This window comes from Cronobacter universalis NCTC 9529, from assembly GCF_001277175.1.
GTDB classification, from domain to species: Bacteria; Pseudomonadota; Gammaproteobacteria; order Enterobacterales; family Enterobacteriaceae; genus Cronobacter; species Cronobacter universalis.
Map to the genome: position 1 here is coordinate 3,659,863 of NZ_CP012257.1, position 23,328 is coordinate 3,683,190.

The 23,328-nt window shown below is 56.5% G+C and carries 23 protein-coding genes; 4 read left to right on the forward strand and 19 right to left on the reverse strand.

The genetic code is table 11. The features are described 5' to 3' along the window. Positions 1-39 precede the first annotated feature (39 nt). The 7 genes from AFK65_RS16835 to pmbA all read right to left on the reverse strand — a co-directional run bounded on the left by AFK65_RS16835 (position 40) and on the right by pmbA (position 4,621). The gene (locus AFK65_RS16835) at positions 40-684 is read right to left on the reverse strand and encodes a DUF4310 family protein (protein WP_004385265.1); all 645 of its coding nucleotides are present in this window, start codon (positions 682-684) and stop codon (positions 40-42) included. 10 nt (positions 685-694) lie between these two features. Continuing rightward, entirely contained in the window at positions 695-1,471 is a 777-nt protein-coding gene (locus tag AFK65_RS16840) for a DUF4311 domain-containing protein (RefSeq protein ID WP_007701883.1), read from the reverse strand. Between the two features lie 22 nt (positions 1,472-1,493). After that, entirely contained in the window at positions 1,494-1,796 is a 303-nt protein-coding gene (locus AFK65_RS16845) for a DUF4312 family protein (RefSeq protein WP_007764242.1), read from the reverse strand. Between the two features lie 3 nt (positions 1,797-1,799). Next, entirely contained in the window at positions 1,800-2,162 is a 363-nt protein-coding gene (locus AFK65_RS16850; protein WP_007764243.1) for an SFCGS family glycine-rich protein, read from the reverse strand. Positions 2,163-2,178: 16 nt separating this feature from the next. Then, positions 2,179-2,520 (reverse strand): glycine dehydrogenase, encoded by a 342-nt coding sequence (locus AFK65_RS16855; RefSeq protein WP_071602482.1) that lies wholly within the window; start codon positions 2,518-2,520, stop codon positions 2,179-2,181. A 304-nt stretch (positions 2,521-2,824) separates the two neighbouring features. Further along, positions 2,825-3,211: a cytochrome b562 gene (gene cybC, locus AFK65_RS16860; protein ID WP_004385260.1), complete on the reverse strand. Its 387-nt coding sequence runs from the start codon at positions 3,209-3,211 to the stop codon at positions 2,825-2,827. A 57-nt stretch (positions 3,212-3,268) separates the two neighbouring features. Next, positions 3,269-4,621, reverse strand: coding sequence for a metalloprotease PmbA (gene pmbA / locus AFK65_RS16865; protein WP_038856246.1), 1,353 nt, complete (start codon positions 4,619-4,621; stop codon positions 3,269-3,271). Positions 4,622-4,728: 107 nt separating this feature from the next. On the opposite strand from pmbA, the gene yjgA reads away from it, so the two are divergent. Beyond that, complete coding sequence (yjgA, locus tag AFK65_RS16870; protein WP_007701908.1) at positions 4,729-5,280, forward strand: ribosome biogenesis factor YjgA; 552 nt, start codon at positions 4,729-4,731, stop codon at positions 5,278-5,280. Positions 5,281-5,603: 323 nt separating this feature from the next. Then, on the forward strand, positions 5,604-6,812 hold the full coding sequence (locus AFK65_RS16875) for an aldose 1-epimerase family protein (protein WP_038856245.1): 1,209 nt from the start codon (positions 5,604-5,606) through the stop codon (positions 6,810-6,812). A gap of 57 nt (positions 6,813-6,869) precedes the next feature. Here AFK65_RS16875 and mpl read toward each other — a convergent pair whose 3' ends face one another. Continuing rightward, positions 6,870-8,249, reverse strand: a complete 1,380-nt coding sequence (gene mpl, locus AFK65_RS16880) for a UDP-N-acetylmuramate:L-alanyl-gamma-D-glutamyl-meso-diaminopimelate ligase (protein ID WP_038856243.1) — start codon at positions 8,247-8,249, stop codon at positions 6,870-6,872. A 175-nt stretch (positions 8,250-8,424) separates the two neighbouring features. Between mpl and fbp the strand changes: the two genes are divergently transcribed. Next, positions 8,425-9,423 (forward strand): class 1 fructose-bisphosphatase, encoded by a 999-nt coding sequence (fbp, locus tag AFK65_RS16885; protein WP_038856242.1) that lies wholly within the window; start codon positions 8,425-8,427, stop codon positions 9,421-9,423. 164 nt (positions 9,424-9,587) lie between these two features. Here the strand turns inward: fbp and AFK65_RS16890 are convergent, their stop codons facing one another. From AFK65_RS16890 to ytfQ, 5 genes are all read right to left on the reverse strand, one after another. Beyond that, positions 9,588-11,153 carry a methyl-accepting chemotaxis protein gene (locus tag AFK65_RS16890; RefSeq protein ID WP_038856240.1) on the reverse strand — a complete coding sequence of 522 codons (1,566 nt, stop codon included), beginning with the start codon at positions 11,151-11,153 and terminating at the stop codon, positions 9,588-9,590. A 110-nt stretch (positions 11,154-11,263) separates the two neighbouring features. Beyond that, entirely contained in the window at positions 11,264-12,253 is a 990-nt protein-coding gene (gene yjfF, locus AFK65_RS16895; RefSeq protein ID WP_038856235.1) for a galactofuranose ABC transporter, permease protein YjfF, read from the reverse strand. Further along, positions 12,240-13,262, reverse strand: a complete 1,023-nt coding sequence (gene ytfT / locus AFK65_RS16900) for a galactofuranose ABC transporter, ATP-binding protein YtfT (protein ID WP_038856233.1) — start codon at positions 13,260-13,262, stop codon at positions 12,240-12,242. Before ytfT ends, yjfF begins: the two co-directional genes overlap by 14 nt. Positions 13,263-13,275: 13 nt before the next feature. Further along, positions 13,276-14,778: a galactofuranose ABC transporter, ATP-binding protein YtfR gene (gene ytfR / locus AFK65_RS16905; protein ID WP_038856231.1), complete on the reverse strand. Its 1,503-nt coding sequence runs from the start codon at positions 14,776-14,778 to the stop codon at positions 13,276-13,278. Between the two features lie 207 nt (positions 14,779-14,985). After that, on the reverse strand, positions 14,986-15,942 hold the full coding sequence (gene ytfQ / locus AFK65_RS16910; protein WP_032804944.1) for a galactofuranose ABC transporter, galactofuranose-binding protein YtfQ: 957 nt from the start codon (positions 15,940-15,942) through the stop codon (positions 14,986-14,988). 401 nt (positions 15,943-16,343) lie between these two features. On the opposite strand from ytfQ, the gene ppa reads away from it, so the two are divergent. Then, the gene (ppa, locus tag AFK65_RS16915) at positions 16,344-16,871 is read left to right on the forward strand and encodes an inorganic diphosphatase (protein ID WP_038856230.1); all 528 of its coding nucleotides are present in this window, start codon (positions 16,344-16,346) and stop codon (positions 16,869-16,871) included. A 51-nt stretch (positions 16,872-16,922) separates the two neighbouring features. Here ppa and AFK65_RS16920 read toward each other — a convergent pair whose 3' ends face one another. The 6 genes from AFK65_RS16920 to AFK65_RS16945 form a co-directional block, all read right to left on the reverse strand. Further along, positions 16,923-18,518 carry a methyl-accepting chemotaxis protein gene (locus AFK65_RS16920; protein WP_038856228.1) on the reverse strand — a complete coding sequence of 532 codons (1,596 nt, stop codon included), beginning with the start codon at positions 18,516-18,518 and terminating at the stop codon, positions 16,923-16,925. Between the two features lie 165 nt (positions 18,519-18,683). Further along, on the reverse strand, positions 18,684-19,946 hold the full coding sequence (locus AFK65_RS16925; RefSeq protein WP_226993461.1) for an O-antigen ligase family protein: 1,263 nt from the start codon (positions 19,944-19,946) through the stop codon (positions 18,684-18,686). A gap of 690 nt (positions 19,947-20,636) precedes the next feature. Further along, entirely contained in the window at positions 20,637-21,164 is a 528-nt protein-coding gene (locus AFK65_RS21335) for a fimbrial protein (protein WP_167343473.1), read from the reverse strand. Between the two features lie 9 nt (positions 21,165-21,173). Then, complete coding sequence (locus AFK65_RS16935) at positions 21,174-21,713, reverse strand: fimbrial protein (protein ID WP_321572190.1); 540 nt, start codon at positions 21,711-21,713, stop codon at positions 21,174-21,176. A 219-nt stretch (positions 21,714-21,932) separates the two neighbouring features. Then, positions 21,933-22,508: a fimbrial protein gene (locus tag AFK65_RS16940; RefSeq protein ID WP_032804946.1), complete on the reverse strand. Its 576-nt coding sequence runs from the start codon at positions 22,506-22,508 to the stop codon at positions 21,933-21,935. Between the two features lie 23 nt (positions 22,509-22,531). Then, a complete protein-coding gene (locus AFK65_RS16945) occupies positions 22,532-23,290 on the reverse strand; it encodes a fimbria/pilus periplasmic chaperone (protein ID WP_007701966.1) in 759 nt (252 codons plus the stop codon). Positions 23,291-23,328: the final 38 nt, after the last annotated feature.

The window sequence follows — 23,328 nt, forward strand, 5'->3', positions numbered from 1 at the left end:
GGGTTTCCTCAGAGGGCGGGCGCCGGAGCGCCCGCGCGGTTAACCGATCGCCACAGGGAACAGCGAGCCCAGGATCATCGCGCCGAGGATAGCCCCGCCGGTAATCGGCTTCTGCCAGAGATAAAACAGCAGCGCGCCCACCAGCGATCCCACGCCAATCGGGATCGAGGCGGTCATGGCGCTCAGAATGATGAGCGGCCCGAGAAAGCGCCCGGAGGCGTTGCCCGCGCCCATCATCACGTCCGCGCCGTAGGTGGAATCGCTCTGATTGATGGTGAATTTACGCGCCAGAATGATGACGTAGCCGATAGCGAGGCCAATCAGGAGGCCGGTGACCAGCGAGGCGGCGAAGTTCGCCACCGGGAAAACGAAGCCCGCGCCCAAAAGCAGCGCCGGAACGCCAAGCCCCACGCCGGTCTGGATGGCGCCGCCGATATCCAGAATCCCCACCAGCGAGCCTTCGATAATGCGCGCAAAGAGGAAACTCGCGCCGAACGCCGCCACCGCGCCATAGACGCCGGTGTCGATCCCCGCTTTGAGCATCGCCACAAACGCCACTTCGTTAAACGCGCCGATGCCGTACAGGTAATACATATGCGTCCCGGCAAACACGCCGGAGGAGAGCAGGCCGACGAAGATCGGGAATGACCAGTCGGCGTACCAGAAACCTTTATTCTCTTCCATCATGCGCTCCTTATTTGCCGCTCAGCGAGTTGTGGATAAGACTCAGCCAGTCCGGCACGGTCAGACGGAAAGATTCGATCATTTTCATGTCGAAGCCGCGGAAGAAGGCGCTCAGCACGAACAGCAGCACAATGGCGGTCATCATGACTTTGGTGACGCGATTCCAGCCGCTCTCTTCAACGCCCTTGCCGATAAGTATGCCGAGCACCAGGCCAGGCACGGCGTTGCCCATAATCAGCTGCGCCGCGCCGCCGAACACGGTGGCCCAGAAGCCCGATTTTTTCCCGGCGTCGATGGCCGCCAGCCAGAAAATCACCGGCATCACGGTGTTCACCAGCAGGTTAGCGGCAGGCACCAGCACCTTAACGGCGGTAACCTGAAGCGCTTCCGGCACGGCAGACGCCGTGGTGTTGAGGAACGTCACTACCGCCATGCCGATAAGCCCGCAGGCGACCGCCATTTTTTTCGGGTTATGCAGGGTGTCTGCGAGATTGCGGTTTTTCACCATCAGCGCCGCCGCGCCCCAGTTGGGAATAATGCGGTGATCGACATCCTGGGTGAACGCGCCCGCCGCGACGGAGGACGCCCAGGCGTTGAAGAAGAACCCTAACCCAAAGGAGAAGTGCGAAGCCGGATCGCCTTCGCAGGAGTTCAGCTCTCCTAACGTACGAAAGGCGCCCATCCCTTGCGTGGTGGGCGCATGAAACATGCGTGCGGCCCCGGCGCCCACGCCGACGCCGACCAGGCCGCCGATGATGAGCGATTTTATTAAAATTATCAGGAACATTGGTCTGCCCTTTTAGTAACGATCAGCTGTGTTGCGTGACGAAATCCACCTTGTCGAGATTGATGGCGGTCACGTTGACGGTCACGTCCAGCTCCACGCTGAAAGCCCGTCGTTCCCGGCGCAAAAAGAAAAAGAGAAACGCTTCTTTGCGCACCGTTTCCCGCGCATGAACAACCTGCACATCCTGTGGCTCTATACGCAGTAAGATGTGCGGCGAGGCTTTCATCACCGCCGCCTGTACCTGATTCAGGGCATCGGCGAACGCGCGAGCGCGCGCGTCGCCTTTGCCTTTCACTCTCACCGTGGTGGTGAATTGTTCTTTCATGCGTTATGCGCCGTATTTCTTTTTCCAGGCTTCCACCAGCCGCTCGCCCAGCTCTTCTTTATCCATAAAGCCGAAGCCCAGCACATTGCAGCCCTCGTTGATGGCGGTGACGCCCTCTTCCACCGAGCGCATCCCATATTTGGCCTTATAGCCATATTTGGTCTGCGCGGTGATAGCGCCCGCGCCGCCGCTGCCGCAAAACGAGATGCCGAACGTCGCGCCTTCGGTTTTCATGACGTCGCCAAGCTTCATATCCGCCGCGACGCCCGGCACCACGACCGCGCGCGCGCCCGCTTTCTCCGCGCCCGCCGCCACTTTCTGGCCTTTGCCCAGACGATCGCCAATCACTACCGTAATCTGTTCCATGGTTCGCTCCTGAAGGTTAAAGATTCTCTTTCGCTACCTCGAAGTGCACCGACAACAGCCAGGCCTCTTCATCGGGCAGGTTGCCGAACTGCGCCACAATTTCACGCGCCAGCGCCATTGAGCCTTCGGAGATCTCCTCAAACAGGCTCTCTTCCACCTCCGGCAGCGGCTCGCCTGTCACCGAGCGGTGCGCCATCGCCCGTACGTGTGAGCTGAGCATCTGCCGCTGCACGGCATTGGGCGTAATCTGGTGGCGCTCAAGAAGCGCGTAAACTTCATCCAGCATCCGCCCGGCAAGCGTCGCGGCATCGTCCGCGTGTCGACATCCGGCGTTGTTCATTACCGCTCCGTTATTCACTCTGCATACCTGATTAGTTGCGCTGAGGTAACACTAACGGCGGGTGTTAAAGGTTTGTAGCGAGTTGTTTTCCACTTCGAAGTGGAAAGGACAGGGGCGGCAGTGATCTGTGCCACAGAAAAGTGGCGGATGAAGATAAACCACCAGATAACTGTGATGAATATCACTGGCGGTCATGTCGGTCGCAGGAAAAAGAAAATAACGGGCTTGCGACGCCGCGCGCAAAAGGCGGCGGAGAATAAGCGTCGCTTATGACCGGGCGCAGAGGGAGCGTGCGGCGGCGAACCGCCGCACAGAAAAGGGATTAGCGATACTTTTTGTGGTAGGTGTTGCGGGTGGTTTTAAACTCTTCGGCGCTCGCCTGGGCCTCTTTGATTTTGCCTTCGTCAACGAGCTTCAGCGCGCCGTCAATCTGGCTTACCAGCGTATCGAGACCGTGGCGGAAATCTTTCATTTCCGGGCTGTCAGCAGGCTTATCTTCCAGCTTCGGCGGCGTTTCTTTTTTGGCGTCCAGCGCCGCCTCGCGCATTTTCGTCAGCGCGGTTTTCATTTCGGCCGCATCGCTGGTCTTCTGCACGACTTTCAGGTTTTCATTCAGGGTGTCCATGTTGTCTTCCAGATCCGCCCACGCCGCGGCGCTGGTGAACAACAGAGAGGAGACCGCTAACATCGCTAACGCTTGCTTACGCATTGACTCACCTTTTTATTGTTATGACGAAAAAAAGGCGCCGCAGCGGGCGCCCTTGCCTTACTCGCCGGCGATTTTCATCTCCGGCAGCAGTACTGAACCACACTGAATATTGCTACGTGTTTCGATATCGTCACCAATGGTGACCATATTGCGCCACATCTCTTTCAGGTTGCCGGCGATGGTGATTTCACTCACCGGATACTGGATTTCGCCGTTTTCCACCCAGAAGCCCGCCGCGCCGCGCGAGTAATCGCCGGTGATGCCGCTGACGCCCTGGCCCATCAGCTCGGTGACGACCAGGCCGGTGCCCATCTCTTTCAGCAGTTGCTCAAAGCTCAGGCCGCGGCCTTTGATGCGCCAGTTGTGGATGCCGCCCGCGTGACCGGTGCTTTTCAGCCCCAGCTTGCGCGCGGAGTAGTTGGTGAGCAGCCACTGTTGCAGCACGCCGTCTTTGATAATGTCGCGGCGCGAGGTCGCGACACCTTCGCTGTCGAACGGCGTGGAAGCGAGACCTTTCAGAAGATGCGGATGCTCTTCAATCGTCAGCCACTCCGGCAGGATTTGCTTGCCGAGTGAATCAAGCAGGAACGTGGATTTACGGTACACCGCGCCGCCGCTGATGGCGCCCACCAGATGACCAAACAGCCCGGTCGCCACTTCGCGGCCAAAAATCACCGGCGCTTTCATGGTCGGCAGCTTGCGCGGCGAGAGGCGGGACAGCGTGCGGCGGGCGCACTCTTCGCCCACCCACTCCGGCGATTGCAGATCGCCCAGCGCGCGGCCAATGGTGTAGGCGTAATCGCGCTCCATGTCGCCGTTCTCTTCGGCAATCACGCAGCTGGAGAGCGAATGGCGCGTCGAGCTGTAGCTCTGCAACATGCCGTGGCTGTTGCCGAACACTTTGATGCCGTAGTGGCTGTTAAAACTGCCGCCTTCGGTATTGGTGATGCGTTTATCCGCTTTTAAGGCCGCCTGTTCGGCGCGCGCCGCGTAGTCGATAGCCTGTTCCGGTTCGATCTCGGCCGGGTGGAAGAGATCGAGATCCGGGGCGTCGAAGGCCAGCAGATCTTTTTCCGCCACGCCCGCGCACGGGTCCGGCGAGGTGTAACGGGCGATATCCAGCGCCGCCTGTACGGTGCGGGCGATAGCGTCCGGGCTTAAATCGGTCGAGGAGGCGCTGCCTTTGCGATTCTGGTGATAAACCGTGATGCCAAGCGCCCCGTCGCTGTTGAACTCGACGTTCTCCACCTCACCGTAGCGGGTGCTGACGCTGATGCCGGTCGTTTTGCTGACCGCCACTTCCGCGCCGTCCGACTTGCCGGACGCCAGCTCCAGCGCCTGAGAAACCGCCTGTTCCAGCGCTTTGCGCTGCGCTTCAACTTGTGTGATTACTTTCATCGCGAGTGCCATAATGTAAGGTGAAACTGAAAAGCCACATTTTGTGAGTCTAACAGAGAACCATTTCGCAGTGCGCGCCTTAACTGGTAGTATTAGCCTCTTTTTTTGAGGAGCCTGAGATGACAAAGCAGCCCGATGACTGGCTCGATGAAGTGCCCGATAACGAAAACGACGACGATGATGATGAGATTATCTGGGTCAGCAAAAGTGAAATTAAACGCGACGCCGAAGAGCTGAAGCGCCTTGGCGCCGAACTGGTCGATCTCGGTAAGAACGCGCTGGAGAAAATCCCGCTGGATGACGATCTGCGCGCGGCGATTGAACTGGCGCAGCGCATTAAGAAAGAAGGCCGCCGCCGCCAGATGCAGCTTATCGGTAAAATGTTGCGTCAGCGTGACGACGAGCCGATCCGCCAGGCGCTCGATAAGCTCAAAAACCGCCATAACCAGCAGGTGGCGCTGTTCCACAAGCTGGAACAACTGCGCGATCGTCTGATTGAAGAAGGCGACGACGCGGTGCCGGACGTGCTGAACCTGTGGCCGCAGGCGGATCGCCAGCAGCTGCGTTCGCTCATCCGTAACGCCAAAAAAGAGAAAGAAGGCAATAAACCGCCGAAATCCTCACGCCTTATCTTCCAGTACCTGCGTGAACTGGCGGAAAGCGAGCAGTAATCCCTTCCGGCTCAGGCGCCGCCTGAGCTGTTTTCTCTCTTTTCATTCCTTTTAGTGATGGTTTATCGCCGCTGTTCAGGCGTGAGTTAACGCCGCGTAATACGCCTCTTTTTTAGCTGAAACGTTAAAGCAAACAATATTTACCATCACAATTTTAATTACCCAATTCCATACATTTTCATCCTTAATGGCTGATGAGTCACAGTTGCCAGCGTAAAAACAGGCTTTTTTTAGACAGTTGAAAACGATCACGTTTTCTTTAGCTGCGATCCGCCAGGCTGCATGGGCAAAACAAAAATCGATTCAGCTAAAAGGACGAAAAGATGAATAAAACGCTATGGCTTACCCCGCTTGCCCTGCTGATTTGCGCTCAGGCGAGCGCGCAAACCTGGGTGCTGACCGATGCTGAACAGGGCGTCGAGAAAGGAAACTGGCAAATCAGCAGCCAAAAGCTGAAGCTTTCCGGCGCGCCGTTCAGCATTGAGCAGAAAGTGCTTCATGGCGGCAAGCAGGAAGGCAGCAAAATCATCACTATCACCAGCAAAAACGGCCTGACCATTACGTTAAGCCCGACGCGCGGTATGAACCTGCTGCGCGCCGACGGATTTGGCGTACGCATGGGCTGGGATTCGCCGGTGAAAGAGGTGGTCAACCCTGCGTATATCAATCTGGAAAGCCGCAACGGGCTGGGCTGGCTGGAAGGCTTCAACGAGATGATGGTGCGCTGCGGTTATGAATGGACCGGCCACCCGACCACCGCTGACGGTCAGCTTTATACGCTGCACGGCAAAGCGGGCAACACGCCAGCCTCACGCGTGGAAGTCGAGGTAAGCGACAACGCGCCTTATGAGATCAAGGTGCGCGGCCTGCTGAAAGAGAGCACGTTCAAAAAAGCGGATTTGCAGACCCTGACCGAGCTGCGCTACGTGCCAGGCAGCAACAGTTTCAGCATCAACGATGTGTTGACCAACCACGCGGATTACCCGCACGACTACCAGATTATCTACCACAGCAACTTCGGCCAGCCGATTCCGGAAGAAGGCGCGCGCTTTATCGCGCCGCTGGAAAAAGTGAGCCCCTTTAACGACTACGCCAAAGGCGGCCTGAAAGAGTGGAATACCTACAGCGGGCCGACCAAAGGCTTCGACGAGATGGTCTTTAACCTGACGCCGCTCGGCGATGCGAAACAGGAGACGGTCGCCGCGGTTGTTAACAAGGCGGGCGATAAAGGCGCGGCGATTAGCTTTAACCTGCAGCAGCTGCCGGTGCTGACGATGTGGAAAAACACCGACACCCTGAAACAGGGCTATGTGACCGGCATCGAGCCGGGCACCAGCTACGCCTACCCGGTCACTATTGAGCGCGAACAGAAACGCGTGAAACAGCTCGCACCGGGCGAAAGCACGCGCTTTGACCTGACCTACACGCTGCTGCATAACGCGCAGCAGGTCTCTGACGTTGAAAAACGCATCGCCGATATCCAGGGCGATAAGAAGATTACGCAGGAAGAGACGCCCATCGCCAAAGAGTGAGTCGGGCCTTAAAAAAAAGCCTCCGCATGCGGAGGCTTTTTTATCAGCGGGAGCGGCTCAGAGCGCCTGCGCTTTTTCGGCTTTTTTCGCCAGCGCATCCAGCAGTTTCTGATGAATGCCGCCGAAGCCGCCGTTGCTCATCACCAGAATGTGATCGCCCGGCTGCGCGGTTTTGACAATCATCTCCACCAGCGTGTCGATATCAGCGCTCCAGTGCGCCGGCTGAATGCAGGCGTCCGCCACTTCCGCGACCTGCCACGGAATATGGTGCGGCTGGAAGAGGAACACTTCGTCGGCGCGCCCGAGCGACGGCGCCAGATCGTCTTTGCAGACGCCCATTTTCATGGTGTTGGAGCGCGGCTCAAGCACGGCGATGATGCGCGCCGTACCGCCCACTTTGCCGCGCAGCGCGGCAAGCGTGGCGAGGATAGCGGTCGGGTGATGCGCGAAATCGTCATACACCGTGACGCCGTTGGCTTCGCCGCGCAGCTCAAGACGGCGACGCGCGTTCACGAACGAGCCGAGGGCCTGCGCGGCATCGGCAGGCGTCACGCCGACATGACGCGCCGCGGCGATGGCCGCCAGCCCGTTCTGCATGTTGTGCTCGCCCACCAGTTGCCACTCCACCTGGCCCACGCATTCGCCGTCCAGCCAGACTTCCCATTTGGAGGCGTCGTTAGTGAGTTTTTTCGCCTGCCAGCGGCCCTGCTCGCCAAGCTGTTCCTGCTCGCTCCAGCAGCCCATCGCCATCACCTGTTTCAGGTTGATGTCGTTTTCCGGCCAGATGATTTTCCCCTGCCCCGGCACAATGCGCACCAGGTGGTGGAACTGTTTCTGGATGGCTTTCAGATCGTCAAAGATATCCGCGTGATCGAATTCGAGGTTGTTCAGCACCAGCGTGCGCGGCGCGTAGTGAACAAACTTGGAGCGTTTATCAAAGAACGCGCAGTCATATTCGTCGGCTTCAATTACAAAGAAGGGGCTGTCGCCAAGGCGCGCGGAGACATCGAAATTGCCCGGCACGCCGCCGATGACAAAGCCAGGCTTGTAGCCGCAGGCTTCCAGAATCCAGGTGGCCATACCGGCCGTGGTGGTTTTGCCGTGGGTGCCCGCCACCGCCACGACCCAGCGGTCGCGCAGCACGAAATCGTGCAGCCATTGCGGGCCGGACATATAAGGAATGCCCTGCTCCAGCACCGCCTCGACGCACGGATTGCCGCGGGTCATGGCGTTGCCGATCACCACCAGATCCGGACGCGGCTCAAGCTGCGAGGCGTCATAGCCCTGAATCAAGTCAATCCCTTGCTTTTCCAGCAGGGTACTCATCGGCGGGTAGACGTTCGCGTCCGATCCCGTCACTTCATGACCCAGCGAGCGCGCCAGCATCGCCACGCCGCCCATAAATGTGCCGCAAATTCCCAGTATATGAATACGCATAGGTACAGTCCTTATTAAAACTGAGGCACATTCTACCTGTTTGACGCAGGGCGAATAAACGCATTTCAGGATAATCCGCATTTTGCTGGCGCGATTCACCTGTGCGCTACAATTTGAATGTTTGTTAAGATTGTTGCGATCGCTTTACTCAACTTCAGGATGCAGGGAAAGTGTTATGAAAACGTTAGGTGAATTTATTGTCGAAAAGCAGCACGAGTTTTCTCACGCCACCGGGGAACTGACGGCGCTGCTGTCGGCAATAAAGCTTGGCGCTAAGATCATCCACCGCGATATCAATAAGGCCGGTCTGGTCGATATCCTGGGTGCCAGCGGCGTCGAAAACGTGCAGGGCGAGACGCAGCAAAAACTCGATCTGTTCGCCAATGAAAAACTCAAGGCCGCGCTTAAGGCACGCGATATCGTGGCGGGCATCGCCTCCGAAGAAGAAGACGAGATTGTCGTTTTCGAAGGCTGCGAACACGCGAAATATGTCGTCCTGATGGATCCGCTGGATGGCTCTTCAAACATTGATGTCAATGTCTCTGTCGGCACCATTTTCTCTATCTATCGCCGCGTGACGCCGGTAGGCACGCCGGTCACGATGGAAGATTTCCTGCAGCCGGGCAGCCAGCAGGTCGCCGCGGGTTATGTGGTTTACGGCTCCTCCACTATGCTGGTGTATACCACCGGTTGCGGCGTGCACGCCTTTACCTACGATCCGTCGCTCGGCGTGTTCTGCCTGTGCCAGGAGCGTATGCGCTTCCCGGCCAGCGGCAATACGTACTCCATTAACGAAGGGAATTACATTAAATTCCCGATGGGCGTGAAGAAGTACATTAAGTATTGCCAGGAAGAGGATAAAGCGACCCAGCGCCCCTATACCTCGCGCTATATCGGTTCGCTGGTGGCGGATTTCCACCGTAACCTCCTGAAAGGCGGGATTTATCTCTACCCGAGCACCGCGAGCCACCCGGAAGGCAAGCTGCGCCTGCTTTATGAGTGCAACCCGATGGCGTTTCTGGCTGAGCAGGCGGGCGGTAAGGCGAGCGACGGCAAACAGCGTATCCTGGATATTAAACCGGACAGCCTGCACCAGCGCCGTCCGTTCTTCGTCGGCACCGAGCAGATGGTGAATGACGTCGAGCGGTTTATCCGCGAATTCCCGGACGCGTAAGCGCGCGTTGCGCGGTACAGATAAAAAAGGCAGCCACGGCTGCCTTTTTTGTTGGCGGGTGAAGGAAAAAACGGCGGGTGCGCTGACGCTTACCCGCCCTACGAAACCCATCTCATTTTGTAGGGTGGGTAAGCGGAGCGCACCCACCGGTCATCCGTAAACCCTTAACTCGCCGCCTGCAACCGGAACGACGCCATCGCTTCCACCAGCTGTTGCGCCTGCTCTTCCAGCGAACGGGTGGCGGCGGAGGATTGCTGCACCAGCGCCGCATTCTGCTGGGCGGTTTCGTCCATCTGGCTCACGGCGATATTCACCTGCTCAATACCGCGGCTCTGTTCCAGCGACGCATCGGCGATTTCACGCACCAGCTTCGTCATCCGCAGTACCTCTTCGGCGATCTCATCCATTGTTTCGCCAGCCTGCATGGCCAGCTCACTCCCCTCGCCTACCTGGCTTTGCGAATTACTGATAAGCGTGCGGATCTCTTTCGCCGCCTCGGCGCTGCGGCTCGCCAGCGTACGCACTTCACCCGCCACCACCGCGAACCCGCGCCCCTGCTCGCCCGCGCGCGCCGCTTCCACCGCCGCGTTCAACGCGAGGATATTGGTCTGGAACGCAATCGCGTCAATCACGCTCAGGATGTCGCCAATCCGATCAGAGCTGCCGGAAATATCGCGCATCTTCTCAATCACATAACAAACCATCTCGCTGCCACGATCGGCGGTATCGGAGACCGCTTTCGCCAGCTGATGCGCCATCCCGGCGTTATCGGCGTTCTGTTTCACCGTCGCGGTGATCTGCTCCATACTCGCCGCGGTCTGTTCAAGCGACGTGGCGGTCGATTCGGTACGCTGCGCCAGATCGACGTTACCCGCCGCCAGCTCGCGGCTCCCGGTATCGATCTGCGCGCTGGCATCACGCACGCGCATCACCGACTGCGCGAGCGACAAACGCATCGCCTCGATAGCGCTTACCAGCCGCCCCAGCTCGTTATTGCTGGCGGCGGTCAGCGAACGGGTCAGATCGCCTGCCGCCACATGCTCAAGCTGCTCCACCGACTGCGCGAGCGGTTTGAGCAACAAATGCCGCAGCGCCAGCCAGACCAGCGTCATCACCGCCGCGGTCAACAGCGCCACCAGACCAATCAGCGCCAGCATCACCTCTTTTTGCGTCAGCACGCCGTCCACTTCCTGGCGCCCGCGCGCCTCGCCCCAGCGCTGAAACGCCTGCACGTCAGTGTCAAAGGCGCGGGTCAGCGGGATAAGCCCGTTGCCGAGCAGATCGTAGTAGTCATCCGGGCTCTGCTTATTGAGCGCGGCCATCATCGGCGCGAGCCCCTGCCCGTTCAGCGCGTTAAAGCTCTGGTTAAGTTTGCCGAGCAGCAGCGCGCCCTGTTCGTCATCCACCTCGCTGGTAAGCACCGTTTTCAGCAACTGCTGACCGCGCACCAGCTCGCCCGCGATCGTTTTCACGGACGCTGTCGCGTCGTCCACCATGCCGATTTCCATCTGGCGCACCGCCTGGCCTGCCTCGTTGCGCGCGCGCAAAAGCAGCGTATACCCTTCGTTCAGACGCATCATTTTTTCGCCCTGCAACGCGTTAATGCGCTGTAAGGACGCCGAGCTTTGAGTGAGTGAATAGATGCCCATGGCGCTCACGAGCAGAAGCAAAACGGCCATAACCGCCAACAGCGTCAGCAGGCCGGTACGGATAGAGAGATTTCTCAACATGGTGGGGTCCCGGTAATCGCGATAGCTTGATCCATTGAAGAAAAAACTATCGGCAATTACCGGGGAAAGTTTATACAGTTTAGTCAGATCAATATCTTATAACTGAAAACTTAGTGCGGCGTCACACGCGTGACCTCGGCGCTCTGGCGGTTTTCCCACAGCACCGTCAGCCCGCGCTGCAGCGCGATAAAAATAAACAGCAGCAGCCCGATGGCGATTTTGGTCCACCAGGAGCTTAACGTGCCGTCGAAGTTAATATAGGTCTGGATAAGCCCCTGAATGGCGACGCCAAACAGCGTCCCGAGCACCGTACCGACGCCGCCGGAGAGCAGCGTGCCGCCGATGACCACCGACGCGATGGCGTCCAGTTCAACACCCACGCCCGCCAGCGCGTAGCCCGCCGAGGTGTAAATGGAGAAAACAATGCCCGCGAGCGTGGCAAGCCCGGTCGAGAGCATATAAATACGTACGGTGACGCTGCGGGTGGAGATGCCCATCAGGTTGGCGGACGTGGCGCTGCCGCCGATGGCGTAAACCTGGTTGCCAAACCGGGTGCGGTGCGCGAGGAAAATGCCAGTCACCACCACGCCCAGCATCAGCAGGCCCATTGCGCTAAGCCGTCCGCCGCCGGGGATTTTCCACGCGAGGCTTGAGAGCGTGTCGTAAATCGGGTGGTTAATCGGGATCGACTCCTCAGACACCAGATAACTGACGCCGCGCAGAAAGAACATACCGGCGAGCGTAATGATAAACGCCGGGATTTTGAGCGCATCGATAAGCCAGCCCATCAGCGCGCCGAACGCGCAGCCCATCAGCAGGATCAGCGGAAACGCCACCAGCGGCGACATGCCCCAGAAGCCGATCGCTTTGGCGAGGAACACGCCGGTGAAGGCGATCACCGAGCCAACCGAGAGATCGATGCCGCCGGAGAGGATCACAAACGTCATGCCGACGGCGATGATCCCGAGAAACGCGTTATCGGTCAGGATATTGCAAATCACGCGCGTGGAGGCGAACCCGGGGAACTGCGTCAGGCAGTAGAGGTAGCCGAGCACAAACACCGCGAGCGTGATGGTCAGCGGCAGATTACGTTTTATCATGGCGGCGCACTCCTTTAATCAGACCTATAAATCGCGGCGACTGAACAACCAGCACGCACAGCACCACGACCGCTTTCACGACCTGGTTCAGCTCCGGCGGAAAGCCCGACAGCAGAATCCCGGTGTTCATCCCCTGAATAATCAGCGCGCCGACGACCGACAGCGCCAGGTTAAAGCGCCCGCCCATCAGCGACGCGCCGCCAATCACCACTGCCAGAATGGCATCGAGCTCAAGCCACAGCCCGGCGTTGTTGGCGTCCGCGCCGCGGATATCCGCCGCGACGATGATCCCGGCAATCGCCGCGCACAGGCCGCTCAGCATATAGGTGAGCATGACGATGAGCCGGGTACTGACGCCCGCGTTTTTCGCCGCGCGAATGTTGATACCGACAGCTTCAATAAACATGCCGAGCGCGGTTTTACGGGTAAAAAGCCAGAACGCCAGCAGCGTCACGATCGCGATGATGACCGGCGTCGGGAAGAAAAACAGCGATCCGCTGCCAAGCCAGGCGAGAGACGGCGAGTTGAACGTCACAATCTGCCCGGACGTAATCAGCTGCGCCACGCCGCGCCCGGCGACCATCAGTATCAGCGTCGCCACGAAAGGCTGGATCTTCAGCACCGCCACCAGGATGCCGTTCCAGAGACCGGCCAGCACGCCGACGCCGAGCGACGCCAGAATCACGACGGCGAGACTGTGCCCGCTCACGGTCAGCGTCGCGGCGGTCGCGCCCGCAATCGCCATCACCGCGCCGACGGAGAGATCGATCCCGCCGGTGGCGATGACCAGCGTCATGCCGATCGCCAGCAGCGCCACGGGGGCGGCGCGGTTGAGGATATCTATCGGGCTGCCGAAGAGCCGCCCGTCCTGCAACACTATCTGGAAAAAGTGATCCGCCACCAGGCCGTCGACCAGCAACACCAGCATCAGCGCCGCGATTTGCGGCATGCCGGGCGGGAAGCGTAAGCGCCGCTTCGGCGCGCCCGTATCCGGTAATGAACGAGGCATCACGCGTAGCTCCTTATGCCGCAATGGCATTCATAATGGCGCCGACCGAGAGATCCTCAAGCGGGATCTCCGCCACCTGCTGGCGGTCGCGCAGAATAATCACCCGGTCGGCGTAGCCCACCAGCTCTTCCAGCTCAGACGAGATGACCAGCAGGGCCAACCCGTCGGCGCACAGGGTTTCGATAAGCCGGATGATCTCCGCATGGGCGCCGACGTCGATGCCGCGCGTCGGCTCGTCGAGGATCAGAAACTGCGGTTTCGTCAGCAGCCAGCGCGACAGCAGGACTTTTTGCTGGTTGCCGCCGGAGAGAAATTCAATCGGCTGCTCCGGGCCCGGCGTGCGGATGCCGAGCTGGCGAATAAAGCGGGCGGCGATCTCATCCTGCTCGCGCCGCGGGATCGGGCGCAGCCAGCCGCGCTGGGCCTGCAGCGCCAGAATAATGTTTTCGCGCACCGAAGCGGCGCCGATGATGCCGTCGGTTTTCCGGTCTTCAGGGCAAAAACCGATCCCGAGCCGTGACGCCTGCTGCGGCGAGCGCAGCGTCTGCGGTTTGCCTTTAATGGCGGCGGTGCCGCTGTCTGCCGGGTGGATGCCGAAGATGACTTCCGCCGTTTCGGTGCGTCCGGAGCCGAGCAGGCCCGCCAGGCCGACGATTTCGCCGGGGCGTACTTCCAGGGAAAACGGCGCGATAACGCCTTTTTTGCCGTAATCATGGAATGCCGCGACCGGTTTTTCGCTCAGCAGCGTGCGTCCGGCGCGCTGCAGCGCGTTGCTCTCAAGCTCGCGCCCCAGCATCATTTTCACCAGTTCGATTTGCGGCAGGTCGGCGGTGTCGCGCGTGCCGACAAATTTCCCGTTACGCAGCACCGTGATGCGATCCGTGACTTCATAGACCTGATCGAGAAAATGCGTGACGAAGATAAGGCTGACGCCCTGCGCGCGTAGCTGGCGCATCAGGGTAAAGAGCATCTCGACCTCTTTGGCGTCGAGGCTGGCGGTGGGCTCATCGAGGATCAGCACGCGCGCCGAGAGATCGATGGCGCGGCAGATAGCGACGATCTGCTGCATCGCGACCGAAAAGCGGTTCAGCGGCTCGCGAACGTCAAGATGAAACCCATAGGATTCGAGCAGCGCCGTAGCGCGTTTTTCCATCTCTTTGCGGCGCAGCAGGCCAAAACGGCGCGGCTCGCGGCCAATAAACAGGTTGTCCGCCACCGACATGTTGGGCAGCAGGTTAACCTCCTGGTATACGGTGCCGATGCCGAGCTGTTGCGCGTGCGCGGTATTGCGCGGCCGTACGGCCTCGCCGCCGAGATAAATGGTGCCGCCGTCGGGCTGGTAAACGCCGGTGAGCGCTTTAATCAGCGTCGATTTACCGGCGCCGTTTTCGCCGAGCAGCGCCATGATCTCCCCGCGCCGCAGGCTGAAATCGACCTGGTCGAGGGCCTTTACGCCGGGAAACGTTTTGCTCAGGCCTTCCGTTCGCAGGATTTCCTGATGGTTATCGTTATGCATGGTCGGACTCTCCTGAAGCCTGAGCCTGGCGTGTTGCGGTTAGCGTGATGTTGGCTGGCGCGGCGGGTGCGCTGCGCTTACCCGCCCTACAGGTTCATATGGCGCTGCGCTTACCCGCCCTACCTGTCAAAGAGCGGGCAATATGTAGGGCGGGTAAGCAACGCGCACCCGCCGTCAGGGCCGTAAGAAGCGCGTCACGCCGGTGAATCAATACCCCATCGTTTTCTTCTTCTCTAACATCTCTTTGGCGGTATCCGGCAGATACAGCACCGACTGGGTAATGGTCAGCTTCGGAGGCTGGGTGCCGTCCTTCTTGAATTTCTCCAGCGCGTCGAACGCCGGACCCGCCATGTTCGGGGTCAGCTCCACGCTCGCGTTCGCCTCGCCGTCCACCATCGCTTTGAAAATATCCGGCACGCCGTCAATAGAGCCCGTCAGGATATCTTTGCCCGGTTTCAGCCCGGCCTCTTTGATGGCCTGAATGGCGCCGATCGCCATATCGTCGTTATGGGCGTAAACCATGCAGATGTTTTTGCCGTTGTTCTCGGCCTTGATAAAGCTCTCCATGACTTCTTTACCTTTCGAGCGGGTAAAATCGCCGGACTGAGAACGGATAATCTTGATGTTCGGCGCTTTGGAAATCGCCTCGGCAAACCCTTTCTTACGATCGATAGCCACGCTCGCGCCGACGGTGCCCTGCAACTCCACCACGTTGCACGGTTTGCCCGCGGCAGTTTTCACCAGCCAGTCGCCGATAAGCTTGCCTTCCAGCACGTTGTCGGCGGTGACGGTGGTCATGTAGAGCGACTTATCTTTGACATCAATGGAGCGGTCCAGCAGCATCACCGGGATCTCCGCGTCTTTCGCCTCTTTCAGTACCGGCTCCCAGCCCGTCGCCACCACCGGCGCGATAAAAATCGCGTCCACTCCCTGGGCGATAAACGAACGCACCGCTTTAATCTGGTTCTCCTGTTTCTGCTGACCATCGGCGACTTTCAGCGTAATGCCGCGCTTCTGCGCCTCGCTTTTCGCAACGCTGGTTTCCGCCGCGCGCCAGCCCGATTCAGAGCCGACCTGTGAAAATCCCACGGTTAACGGGGCAGCCAATGCCATAGACGACATGGCTGCCGAAACTGCTGTGACAACAAGTAAGCGCTTCCACATAAGGGTATCCTCGTAGGGTTATTGTTGGGTAAGAGTCCACCTCAGGCGAAACTATAGACAAGCGTGGATGTAACTGAATGCGTTACATCACAATTCAAAAAAGTAACGAAAAAGTTAAAAATCAGAAGGCGCAGGATTTCACGCCAGCCGTTATACGGCGCGGCAGGCGTCAGCCCTGCTTCGGGCAAAAATTTTTAGCGTAAAAAGGGTCAAAAATAGCGCTTTGTAAACGTTTTCAGTAATTTATTGAGGATGCAGCTGGCTTTATGGATGAACGTGTCATGGGAAAACGCTGAAAGGTGCAGCAGGCTAACCGGTGAAACAAAAGAGTCCACGACTTTCCAGTGCAGTTGGCTATAATACCTGGCACTTGTTTGCCATACATTTTTAAGGAAACAGACATGAGCTTACTGAACGTACCTGCGGGCAAAGATCTGCCGGAAGACATCTACGTTATTATTGAAATTCCGGCTAACGCTGATCCTATTAAATATGAAGTGGACAAAGAGAGCGGCGCGCTGTTCGTTGACCGTTTTATGTCCACCGCGATGTTCTACCCGTGCAACTACGGCTACATCAACCACACCCTGTCTCTGGACGGCGACCCGGTTGACGTGCTGGTCCCGACGCCGTACCCGCTGCAGCCGGGCTCCGTGATCCGCTGCCGTCCGGTTGGCGTGCTGAAAATGACCGACGAGTCTGGCGAAGACGCCAAACTGGTTGCGGTACCGCACACCAAGCTCTCTAAAGAATACGATCACATCAAAGACGTGAATGACCTGCCGGAACTGCTGAAAGCGCAGATCACCCACTTCTTTGAACACTACAAAGATCTGGAAAAAGGCAAGTGGGTTAAAGTGGAAGGCTGGGAAAACGCCGAAGCCGCTAAAGAAGAGATCCGCGCCTCTTTCGAACGCGCGAAGAAGTAATTCGCCGCGAATGAAAAAACACCGCCCGAAGGCGGTGTTTTTTTATGGGCGTTACGCCAGCGCTTCGTCCCGGTGCGCCGCCAGACGGAAGACGCTGACGGAATCCAGCAGCTTCTCAGCCTGATACTGCATCGACTGGGCCGCCGCGGCGGACTCCTGCGACAGCGCGGCGTTCTGCTGCGTCGAGGCGTCCATCTGCGTCACGGCGATATTCACCTGATCGATCCCGGTGCTCTGCTCGCGGTTCGCCATCGAAATGGTTTCCACCAGCTCGCTCACGCGCTGCACGCTTTTCAGGATATCTTCCATCGCGCTGCCCGCGCCTTTCACCAGACTGTTGCCCTCGTCGATACGGCTGACGGAGCGGTCGATCAGGTTACGAATATCCTGCGCCGCCGAGCTGGAACGCTGCGCCAGCGCGCGCACTTCCGCCGCCACGACGGCAAAGCCGCGTCCTTCCGCGCCTGCGCGCGCCGCTTCGACCGCCGCGTTAAGCGCCAGAATGTTGGTCTGGAAGGCGATGCCATCGATAACGCTGATGATGTTGCTGATTTCGGTCGAGAACTGATGGATTTCGCTCATGGTCTGCACCACGCGCTCGACCACCTGACCGCCCTGCCCGGCCACCTGACACGCGTCGCGCGCGATGTCGCTCGCAAAGCGGGAGTTTTCGGCGTTGTTTTTCACAACCGACGTCAGCTCTTCCATCGACGCCGCGGTCTCTTCCAGCGCGCTCGCCTGCGCTTCGTTGCGCGCCGAGAGTTCACGGCTGCCGGTGGCGATTTGCGTCGATGCGGTAGCGATGGTTTCGGTGCCGTTGCGCACGCCCGCCACAATGCGGGTCAGGTTGACGTTCATCTCCTGAAGCGCGCTCATCAGCTCAGCGGTTTCATCGCGACCGCTGACGGTAATCGCCGTCTGCAAATCACCGGCGGCGACGTTGCGGGCGATGGTTACGGCCTGCGCCAGCGGACGCGTAATGCTGCGCACCAGCCAGAAGGTGATCATAATGCTCGCGATAAGCGTCAGCGCCATCGTGATAAGCAGCATGGTGCGGGTCTGCTGATACTGCGACAGATTGCGTGCTTCCGTTTCGCGGGTCAGGACATCCGCCTGCTTCAGCGTTTTCGCCACCACTTCATCAATCATCCGGGTCGGCTCCCGGTCGATGCCGCTCACCAGCTTATCGACGCGCTGGGCGCTCGTCGGGTCGGCAACGTTATATTGCGTAATCGCCGCCAGATAGCTTTTTTCCAGATCCTCATGCAGCGCAAGGGTCTGGCGGACTTCATCCACGCCCATGCCAAGCTGCGGCAGGAGCGTCGTCAGGCGGTTCAGCAGCGCCTGGGTTTTGTCACTCTGATCGACAAACGCGGCTTTGTATTTATCAAACGCCGCCTGCCCCTGCGTGCCGCGCAGCAGGGTGTTTTTCCACTCCTGTACCTGGATTTTGAACTGCACCTGCGCGTTACGCGCGGTGTCGATGCTCTCTGCTATCACCTTTTCCGTGGCCATAATATTGTTATTTTGCTCAAGCCCGTCGGCGTTGATCATCAGGCCGCGAATGCCGATAAAGAGCACCGCGACAAGCAGTAACGCCGCCAGCAGACCGAGTCGTTGCCCGATTGTCAGGTGGTTTAATTTCATACTCTGTTTCCCATGGTGTAGGCGCGCCTGAATGGGGGCGCTTCGGATCTATCGGCCTGCCAAATACGAGCTTTATGGGGTGCAGAGAAAGAGAAATGGTAGCAGGAGTTAAGTACCTAATTAGTCACGCTAAAACTTTTATGGCAGTTTTATGACAGCGCAGGTTTACGGCGAATCGCTGGTTTGAACAACAGGAAACAGGCGATTGTACTGCGCGCGAAGGCGGGCGGTGGCGGCGATATCGCCCTTGTGCTGCGTAATCACGATCATGCTCTGCCAGATGTTTTTATCGTTATGGCGCAGCGAGTAGCGCGCAGCCCAGGCCATAAACGTGTCGAGATCGGCTTCATTATGGGTACGGTTGTAGTCGATCAGGCGCGCCACATTTTCGTCAAATTCCGCCCGTTCGCCCTGAAGCGCGAAATACCACGGCACAGGGCGCGGGAAATTCGCCAGATGGGCGCGCTCAAGCATCGTGAGCTGATAACCGGCGTAGAGCGCCGTCAGGCTAAAGGCCAGCAGCGCAGCAGCCGCCGCGCCGATCGTGACGCGCAGGCTCACGCCTGCGCGCTGTGTCGGGCTGTGCGGTTTATCGATAACGCCGAGGCGCAGCAGCAGGATAAACAGCCCAAAGTGCACGAACGACTGGTAAAACGGATATTCCAGATTGAGGTGCACCAGCAGCGGAATAATCAGCAGCGCGTAGCCCGTCTGCATCCGGCCCTGCCGCCAGGCGTTCATCACTATTTTCACCCAGCCTGCGAACAGTAAAAGCATACCTGACAGCGCCACCACGCCGCCCTGGAACCAGGCATACAGCAGTTCGTTATGCGGGTGGGTCACGATACTGGAATAGGTGTAGCCCTGTTCCGGGTGCGCCAGCATAAAGCGGCTGAAGGCATATTCAAACGTGCCGTAGCCCCAGCCAAGCCAGGGTTTTTCCATGATCATCTGCCAGGTAATGGCCAGAATTTGCCAGCGGGCATGTGTTGAACCGGCATAGTCGCGCGCCATAGAGTACGGCACGCCGTTTATCAGCACCGTCGTATGCTGCGTGATGTACCAGGCGGTTGCCGCGCTTATCGCCATCAGTATTAATGCCGCTGCAATACGCGCCGGATGCTGACGCCACAGCAGCGCGGCAAGGCACAGGACAATCAGGATAGCGCCGATTTCGCCGGCGCGGGACTGATTGAGCACCAGCACAAACGTCAGCAGGCCCAGCCCGGCGATACACAGCAGCGCGTTTCTACGCAGGCGTTGCTGGAGCAATAGCAAAAAACCGCAGCCGATGCCGGAGGCGAGAAAACTCGCGAGCAGATTCACCTGCTGGAAGATGCCATAAGGGCGCCCCTGATTGCGCAGCCAGTCATACTCATAAAGCGGCATGGCGAGATGGGGGCTGAAGGTCTGAATGAGTCCAATCATACTCTGACAAAGAGTAAGAAGAAAAACGCACAAGAGAACAATACACCGCGCTTCCTGCAAAAAATACAGGCGATTCAATATCCACCATCCGGCCAAAACCAGAAGCATAACCAGGATGCCAGGATTAGTTTCGTTGTGGATAAACCACATCACGCAAAGACATACGCTGCCAGCAAAAATTAAATGCTGATGATGGGGTAACATGACAATGCAACTGGTGCGTGTAATACATGCAAGGCAAACACTAAGCCATATAAAAAGCATTAGGTTATATGGCAGTTGAACACCAACACCGCCGGAGCAGGGAATATAAAGGCAGAAGAATATTTGCAAAGCAATGAAAAGAAGCGGTTTCATGATGTCGATCACAGACCAATCGTCTAATTTTATTTATCAAAAATTAAAACCCCCTTGAGCATCCTTCTGGAATCCTTTAGAAACCCCAGGGGTTTTTTCGTTAATCAGGTGACTGGTATAGTCATCAGACAGCATATACAAAAAACTTTCCCCAATGAACAATTCAAGTATGAGCAGTTATTTTAATAATGAATAATAATTCAAAGTTTCACCATGAAAACAATAAAGCATCCATTAAATTTCTTATTGCCTGCATTAACAGTATAAAATTAATTTATATTAAAAATGAAATTTCACAAGATTATAATGGAGAATGTTTCTATCTTGCAGATCTTATTGATAAGTTAATAAGAATGTACTTATCGCTGTAAAATCTCCTGGTGTCAAACTTTTACTGGCTATAACTGTTGGTTGTGCCTGTAAGAAGGCATTAAAAGTCAACGTATTATTACCACTACTAAGTTGTGTGAAAGGACTGGCTTTATTAATAGCCAATGGCCTACCATCAGCCAGTTCCAGCCCAATCGCTACGCCTTTTGCTGTGCTGGATGCATCAAGTGCCAAAAAGTTAATCAACACCGGATCTGCCGTCCCTTGAAAGGTCACGCTCACAGTGTTAAAAATGCTGGGATCGCACTCTTCCAGATGAATAGTAAAAGGCTGGCTTTTTGTTCGCTCATACTTATAAAGATATTTTTCGACAATCGTTCCAAAATTCAGATTAATATCTGTGTCAGCGTCCGGAAGAGTGCAGGGTTCACTTACCAGTGCACCAGAAAAATGCACGTTTTCATCCGTTGCATTAGCATAAACCGATGTCAGTATAAGCGTAACGAAAAATAGCGGATTAAATTTTATCATCTTCTGATCCTAGAGATAATCAGTACGCAGCGTCATTGTTGCGTCAAATGCACCTGCTGTCAGCACAACGGCAGGGTCTTGTACAGGCACTGCTTCGATAACAGGCAGGGATGACAAATTACTTACCGCAACGCGCTTTGAAAATACCGCTGCCGCTCCATCTACCAAAATGCGAATACCAAGACCACTTTTATCAGTGTTTACCGCTGCGTTGTCAAAAATCGCTGGTCGAGTCGTTTCCACAACAATAGCCAGACTGTTTATACTGTAATCTTCCGCGCAACTGATGGAGTAATTCACTGGTTGTTTATAATTGTTGCCATCAATTTTGTTGACCCCCATATTTTCACCGAAAAAGACTTCAATTGTTTGCCCATTATTAACGGTGCAGGGTGGCGCTACCAGCGTACCGTGAAATGACATATTATCTGTGGCCTGTACGGCAAACGATATAAATATTGCCAGGCTTAATAAGCTTATTATCTGCTTCATTAGTTGCTCACCGTCACCATTGTTTTTTTCAAAAGTTAATTCATTACCAGAGAGCATATAACCGCTCACTGAATTCAGTATATTAAAAATTATTTTTTTGTGATTAATCCCAATGCGATTACTCCCGCGCCAGGCATGTTCGTTATTTCTGTCCTTAATATTTTTAGTTGATCTTATAATAATGATTGTCAGGTCATCTCATACCAATCCGCCCGGCAATTTTCCTCGGTAACTTTTGTACTACCGGGTAAAATGACTGAATCTACTGTCTACTCATTACTGATACATCATGCTGAACTGGATTAACGCATGATAAGGTCCCGGTATCAGAGGGGTATTGGTGCGCTCGACCTGAAGGGTATAGCTCACACTGTCCTGCCCTGGGTTTAGCAACACCGTATCGCCTGGCTGATCAATCTTCACGGTTTTCCCATGGCTGTCTTTTAACCGTAACCCGATGCCAGATGCACCCGTAACTTTAATCAATTCAGGTCTCATTGTATCAGTTACAGCTACGAAGCGTGCCTGATAGGCAGGCTGCTGCGTACTACGGGTGTGGGTCAATGCCGTAATATTAGCACTACGAGTTGGTATTTCTGGACAGTCACGCAAGTAAAGCGTCACTGTAATCGGCTTCGTCATCTTGCCAACCAGATTAACATCTGCGCGTGTAGTATCACCGAGATCAATATCTTGCCAGGCAGAATCCATCTCTAATCGACAGGTATTTTCACGCAAAACCCCATGGACATAAAGCTCACCGCTATCTGCTAAGATTGGCTCATCAGCAAACGCTGGCATCATTAAGCTAAACACAATTCCAGTTGCTATTAGTTGAGTCATCCTTTTCATTACGATTCCTTTAATGTCGCCACTTAATTTTTATCTTTCAGTAACTTCGCGGTACAGAGCGCGCCGTTACAGTTGAACTGAATATGTGGGCGGCCGCCGTAATCATTTACATAAGTAAGAACCGGGTTATTACCAAATGCAGTAGCGCTGGCCTCAATTGCTGCACTTCCTTTTGGACTAACCATGACTGGCTCAAAGCTAACCTGTTTACCTTTGACGCTCGTAGTACCTTCAACAATGGTCAGAAAATAAGGTGTCGGGTTATTAACCACATATTTATCGCCCTGGCGCTTCAGAGTCACTTTTTCCACCCAGTCGCCTTCAGCTGCCTGAGTTTTATCAAGGCCAACCGCCGCAGGGCGATAAAATAACTTGATGCGGGTCTGCAAGGCAATTTGCAGCGTATTTGGCTTATTACTGCGCGGCGGAATTTCACGCAGGTTGAAGTAGAACAGGGTTTCTCTGTCCTGCGGCAAGGACGCAATCGCCATAGAAGCCTGTACTTTAACCTGACTTTTCGCCCCGGCCTCCACGCGCTGTACTGGCGGCAGCACATTCAGCGGTGACGTAACCTTGTTACCCTGTGCGTCTTCAATCCATGCCTGTGCAAGATAAGGTAGACTTTTATTTTCATTACTGATGGATAGACTGATTGATTTTTCGCCGCCGTTATAAACTACACGGGTGCGATCGAGGGCAATCGCCGCAGAGGCCTGTTGGGTTGCCATAACTCCAGCCAGCACAAGGGCAACGGCGAAAACATTTTTTTTGGTGCTTAACATGATTAATGACCTGTTTTGTTTATCGGTTTACCACCGTG

Bases quoted from the DNA above. Each gene is read 5' to 3' on its own strand.
- ppa (WP_038856230.1), top strand. From the start codon at position 16,344: ATGAGCTTACTGAACGTACCTGCGGGCAAAGATCTGCCGGAAGACATC.
- AFK65_RS16920 (WP_038856228.1), bottom strand. From the start codon at position 18,518: ATGAAATTAAACCACCTGACAATCGGGCAACGACTCGGTCTGCTGGCG.
- yjfF (WP_038856235.1), bottom strand. From the start codon at position 12,253: ATGATAAAACGTAATCTGCCGCTGACCATCACGCTCGCGGTGTTTGTG.
- ytfT (WP_038856233.1), bottom strand. From the start codon at position 13,262: ATGCCTCGTTCATTACCGGATACGGGCGCGCCGAAGCGGCGCTTACGC.
- ytfQ (WP_032804944.1), bottom strand. From the start codon at position 15,942: ATGTGGAAGCGCTTACTTGTTGTCACAGCAGTTTCGGCAGCCATGTCG.
- yjgA (WP_007701908.1), top strand. From the start codon at position 4,729: ATGACAAAGCAGCCCGATGACTGGCTCGATGAAGTGCCCGATAACGAA.
- AFK65_RS16840 (WP_007701883.1), bottom strand. From the start codon at position 1,471: ATGTTCCTGATAATTTTAATAAAATCGCTCATCATCGGCGGCCTGGTC.
- mpl (WP_038856243.1), bottom strand. From the start codon at position 8,249: ATGCGTATTCATATACTGGGAATTTGCGGCACATTTATGGGCGGCGTG.
- AFK65_RS16835 (WP_004385265.1), bottom strand. From the start codon at position 684: ATGGAAGAGAATAAAGGTTTCTGGTACGCCGACTGGTCATTCCCGATC.
- AFK65_RS16845 (WP_007764242.1), bottom strand. From the start codon at position 1,796: ATGAAAGAACAATTCACCACCACGGTGAGAGTGAAAGGCAAAGGCGAC.
- AFK65_RS16940 (WP_032804946.1), bottom strand. From the start codon at position 22,508: ATGAAAAGGATGACTCAACTAATAGCAACTGGAATTGTGTTTAGCTTA.
- AFK65_RS16850 (WP_007764243.1), bottom strand. From the start codon at position 2,162: ATGGAACAGATTACGGTAGTGATTGGCGATCGTCTGGGCAAAGGCCAG.
- AFK65_RS16945 (WP_007701966.1), bottom strand. From the start codon at position 23,290: ATGTTAAGCACCAAAAAAAATGTTTTCGCCGTTGCCCTTGTGCTGGCT.
- pmbA (WP_038856246.1), bottom strand. From the start codon at position 4,621: ATGGCACTCGCGATGAAAGTAATCACACAAGTTGAAGCGCAGCGCAAA.
- ytfR (WP_038856231.1), bottom strand. From the start codon at position 14,778: ATGCATAACGATAACCATCAGGAAATCCTGCGAACGGAAGGCCTGAGC.
- AFK65_RS16890 (WP_038856240.1), bottom strand. From the start codon at position 11,153: ATGTTGAGAAATCTCTCTATCCGTACCGGCCTGCTGACGCTGTTGGCG.
- cybC (WP_004385260.1), bottom strand. From the start codon at position 3,211: ATGCGTAAGCAAGCGTTAGCGATGTTAGCGGTCTCCTCTCTGTTGTTC.
- fbp (WP_038856242.1), top strand. From the start codon at position 8,425: ATGAAAACGTTAGGTGAATTTATTGTCGAAAAGCAGCACGAGTTTTCT.
- AFK65_RS16935 (WP_321572190.1), bottom strand. From the start codon at position 21,713: ATGCTCTCTGGTAATGAATTAACTTTTGAAAAAAACAATGGTGACGGT.
- AFK65_RS16925 (WP_226993461.1), bottom strand. From the start codon at position 19,946: ATGATTGGACTCATTCAGACCTTCAGCCCCCATCTCGCCATGCCGCTT.
- AFK65_RS16875 (WP_038856245.1), top strand. From the start codon at position 5,604: ATGAATAAAACGCTATGGCTTACCCCGCTTGCCCTGCTGATTTGCGCT.
- AFK65_RS21335 (WP_167343473.1), bottom strand. From the start codon at position 21,164: ATGATAAAATTTAATCCGCTATTTTTCGTTACGCTTATACTGACATCG.